Below are 3,947 nucleotides of genomic sequence, written 5' to 3'. Positions count from 1 at the left end.
GTTGTCTTCGGCTGGCGGACGCTTTGCCTACAAGGCCGTCGAGCGGGGGGTGCGCTTGTCGTTGTCGGGGCGCGTTGGCGGCATCGTCACCGCGCCGCTCAACAAGGAGGCGCTGAACAAGGCCGGCTATCATTATCCCGGTCATACCGAGATGCTGGCCGAGCTCACCGGCGTCCGCGGCTCGGTGATGTTGCTGGCCCATGGCAACATGCGCGTCAGTCACGTCTCGACCCATGTGGCGCTGGCCGACGTTCCTGCACGGCTGACGCCGCAGCGTCTGCGGCTTGTCATCGACCTCACGCACAAGGCGCTGCTCGGCCTCGGCATCGCGCGGCCGAAAATCGCGGTCGCCGCCCTCAATCCGCACGCCGGCGAGGGCGGCTTGTTCGGCCGCCAGGATATCGATGTGTCCCAGCCGACGATTGCGAAAGCGGTCGCCGATGGCCTCGACGTGGTGGGACCGGTGCCCGGTGATACGGTTTTTGTGAAGCTGCGCGCCGGCCAATACGACGCGGTCGTCGCCATGTATCACGACCAGGGACACATCCCGGTCAAGCTGCTCGGCTTCGAGGTCGATCCGGCGACAGGCAAGTGGCAGGAGCTTTCCGGCGTCAACATCACGCTCGGCCTGCCGATCATCCGGACCTCCGTCGATCACGGCACCGCCTTCGATATCGCCGGCAAGGGCATCGCCAACGAACGCAGCATGATCGAGGCGATCGAATATGCGGAGCGGCTGGCGGGCGTCGCCTGAACGGCGGGGCCAATCGGCCGGCTACTCTTGCAGCGGCGCGTGATATTTCTTCAGCGCGGTTTCGATCAGCCGGTTGTCGTAGGTCAGACTGAAATCGATCTTGGCCTGCTTGAGCACGGGATCAAGCACCGCGATCGAATCCAGCACGTTCTGGGCCGCCGCCGGCGTCACGAGGCCGTCCCACTGGAACGCGGACAGGTTTTTCTCGAGGGATAGCCGATAGAGCGCCTCATCGCTCTTGTAATAAGAGGGCGGCAGCGACTTCATGATATCGTCGATCGATGCCGTCTTCAGCCACTGCATGGCGTGGACGACGGCGTTGGTGATGGCCTGCGCGGTATTGGGGTTGGCTTTGAGAAAGTCGTTCTTCACCATCAGGCAATCGGCAAGATAGCCGCCGCCGAAGGCTTGCTGGGTGCCTTCCGCGGTGCGGCTGTCAGTGAGCACCACCGCATCGCCGCCCTCGACCAGCGCGTTGATGGCCGGATCGAGATTGACCAGCGCGTCGAGTTCGCCGCCGGTCTTCATCGCGGCGACGGCGCTGGGCCCGGTGCCGATCGAAACGTAGCTGGCGTCTTTCCAGGATACGCCGGCACGCTCCATCAAGCCGGCGACGAAATTGTGCGTCGAGGAGCCGGGCGCGGAAATGCCGATCTTCTTGCCCTTGAGGTCGGCTACGCTCTTGATCTTGTCGGCTTCCGATTTGCGCACCACCAGCACATTACCGGGATAGCGGCCATAAGGCACCAGGCACGTCATGTTGACGCCCTTGGTCTGCATGCGCAGCGTGTGTTCGTAGGCGCCTTCGGCGACATCGGCGCTGCCGCCGACGATGCTTTGCAGCGCCGCCGTGCCCGATGCGAACGCATTGGATTCGATGGTGAGGCCTTCCTGTTCGAAATATTTGCGGTTGAGCGCCACGAAATAGGCGACCTTGTTCATCTGGCTGATCGAGCCGCCGACCGCGATGGTGAGGCTTTTCTTCTCCAGCGCCGGGCCTTCGGCCATCGCCGTCGTGTTTGCGGTCAGCACCGCGAGGCCGAGAACCGAAATCGCCAAGACATGCTTCATCGTTTCCTCCGTCGCCTTCCGGCGCGATTTTTCGTTTTCAACTCAAAGCGGTTCGTTCTTCAAAATATCCTGCAGCACGTTGCGGGGAACGCGGATGTCGACGCCCGCACGTTCTTCTTGAATCAGCATCGCCGCGCGCGAGTCTCGTTTGCCCCAACCCTTGTTGAGCGCATCGGTCATTTCGGCGAGCGTCATGTTGGCAAAGCGCATCGGCACGCCGATTTCGCGTCCGAGCGCGGTCGCGAGCGAAACATCCTTGTGCGCGAGTTCGAGCGCGAAGGCCGGGTTGTCGAATTCGTGCGGCAGGAATTGATCGGCCATGCGGTCGACCGCGCGTTGCCGCCCCAAAGAGCCTTGCCGGATCGCGCTCCACAGCGTCACCGGATCGGCGCCGGCCTTGACGCCCATGGTGAAGGCTTCGGCGAGCACCATCTGGATGCCGTAATTGGCGCAGTTGTGCACCAGCTTGGCGACCGATGCGTTGCCGCTGGCGCCGAGATAGCGCACCTGATCGCCGAGCAGATCGAGAATCGCCTTGTACGAATCATACGTCGCTTGCTCGCCGCTGACCCAGATCGCCAGCTTTCGAGATGCCGCACCCTTGGGGCCGCCGCTGACGGGGGCATCGAGCATCGAGACCCCGATCTTGGAAAGATCCGCCGAGAGCTGGCGCACCAGCGCGGGCGAGTTGGTCGAGCAATCGATGTAAGCGGTTCCGGTCCTGAAGCCGGCCCGCAGCCCGTCTTCACCGGCCATGATCGCTTCGATCTCGCTCGGACCGGGGAGCATGGTGAAAACGAGCTCCGAATTCGCCGCCAGAGTTTTCGGCGTCTCGGCCCAGATCGCACCCTTGGCGATCGCGGCGGCGGCGGACTCGCGGCGCCGCGTCAGCACATAAAGCGTGTGGCCTGCATCAAGCAGATGGCCGGCCATCGGGCCGCCCATGGCGCCAAGTCCTGCAAAGCCGATCTTCATCGTTCACTCCTCAAATCGGGTCACTCGCTCGGCGGATCGTCAAGCCGCACCACGATGCCCTCAAGCTCGGGACGCGGTGCCTTGTAACGTTTCATCACCAGCGGATCGTGGCCGGGGACGATGTGCTGCGGCGATGGCGCGGCTGCCTTGAGCTTGTCGAAGCCTTCAAGCATCTGACCGATATGGAAGGCCGTCACGTAGGGCTTTTGCGCTTCCATATTCTCGTAAAAATGCGTGACGTCGGAAGCCAGAACCACCCAGCCGCGCTTGGTATGAACGCGCACGAACTGCAATCCCGCGGAGTGGCCGGGCGCGGGATGGATCGTCACCCCCGGTGACAGCTCGGCCGAACCTTCGTAGAAGTTGACGCGACCGGCATAATTGGCGCGCACGATGCCGACGACATCCTCGACCTCATAGGAGTGCTGCAGCTTTTTGTAGCGCATGTAGCGGCCGACGGCGTAGTGCAGCTCGGTTTCTTGCAAGTGGAAGTTCCCGGCTGGAAGCTTGTCGAAGCTGCCGACATGGTCGTAGTGCAGATGAGTGAGGATCACGTCGGCGACCTTCGTCGGCTCGATCCCGATCAGCTTCAGCGACTCGATCGGGCAGCGCAAGTAATCGCGCTTGCGTTTGGCGGCGATCTCGGCCGTGAAGCCGGTGTCGATCACATAGCTGCGGTCCGGCCCGACCGCCGCCCAGACATAATAATCGAGCGGCATCGGACCATCGTGCGGATCGCCGCCGATGAAATTCTCCGAGCGCTTCGAGGCGCGGGTAGCGTAGCGGATGGCGTAGAGTTCGTAGTTCGGAAGCGCGGACATGGCTTTAACTCATTCAGGAGCGGGAGAGATGGCGCCGGAAGGTTTCGGCATATTCCGAAATGCCTTTTTCAAGCGGCCATTGCGGTGACCAGTTCAAGAGGCGCTTGGCTGCGGCGATGTCGAGCGAGGTCCGCATCTTGACGTTCTGCTCTTCCAGCGGCGTCAAATCGTCGCCGATCTCGATGTCGGCGCCGGGGATCGTGTCGCGAACGATTTTGGCGACTTCGCTCGCGGTGCGCGCATTACCGCTCGCGACATTGATGATGCGCTGTTCGCCCGCCTTCCACGGCGGGGCCATCAGCGCCGTGACGATGCCGTCGGCACAG

Annotated in this window: 4 protein-coding genes and 1 pseudogene; 1 reads left to right on the top strand and 4 read right to left on the bottom strand. The window is 62.9% G+C overall.

Annotated elements, in window-relative coordinates:
* Nucleotides 1–754 (top strand): 4-hydroxythreonine-4-phosphate dehydrogenase PdxA (gene pdxA / locus VFL62_RS18840; RefSeq protein ID WP_325173894.1); only part of this gene is annotated, 754 nt, incomplete at its 5' end.
* A 21-nt stretch (nt 755–775) separates the two neighbouring features.
* On the opposite strand, the gene VFL62_RS18835 is transcribed toward pdxA, so the two are convergent.
* The 4 genes and pseudogenes from VFL62_RS18835 to VFL62_RS18820 all read right to left on the bottom strand — a co-directional run.
* Nucleotides 776–1,825 carry an ABC transporter substrate-binding protein gene (locus VFL62_RS18835; protein ID WP_325173893.1) on the bottom strand — a complete coding sequence of 350 codons (1,050 nt, stop codon included), beginning with the start codon at nt 1,823–1,825 and terminating at the stop codon, nt 776–778.
* A gap of 42 nt (nt 1,826–1,867) precedes the next feature.
* Nucleotides 1,868–2,800, bottom strand: a complete 933-nt coding sequence (locus tag VFL62_RS18830) for an NAD(P)-dependent oxidoreductase (RefSeq protein WP_325173892.1) — start codon at nt 2,798–2,800, stop codon at nt 1,868–1,870.
* 20 nt (nt 2,801–2,820) lie between these two features.
* Complete coding sequence (locus VFL62_RS18825) at nt 2,821–3,621, bottom strand: N-acyl homoserine lactonase family protein (protein WP_325173891.1); 801 nt, start codon at nt 3,619–3,621, stop codon at nt 2,821–2,823.
* Nucleotides 3,622–3,634: 13 nt separating this feature from the next.
* Nucleotides 3,635–3,947, bottom strand: a pseudogene (locus VFL62_RS18820) (hypothetical protein); the annotation flags it as partial.

The sequence above is a fragment of the Bradyrhizobium sp. genome, from assembly GCF_035701725.1.
Taxonomy (GTDB): Bacteria; Pseudomonadota; Alphaproteobacteria; order Rhizobiales; family Xanthobacteraceae; genus Bradyrhizobium.
Note: the sequence above shows the minus strand (reverse complement) of the source record. Positions and strands in the feature narration are given on the sequence as shown.

Coding starts and splice junctions, on each gene's coding strand:
- VFL62_RS18835 (WP_325173893.1), bottom strand. CDS start 1,825: ATGAAGCATGTCTTGGCGATTTCGGTTCTCGGCCTCGCGGTGCTGACC.
- VFL62_RS18825 (WP_325173891.1), bottom strand. CDS start 3,621: ATGTCCGCGCTTCCGAACTACGAACTCTACGCCATCCGCTACGCTACC.
- VFL62_RS18830 (WP_325173892.1), bottom strand. CDS start 2,800: ATGAAGATCGGCTTTGCAGGACTTGGCGCCATGGGCGGCCCGATGGCC.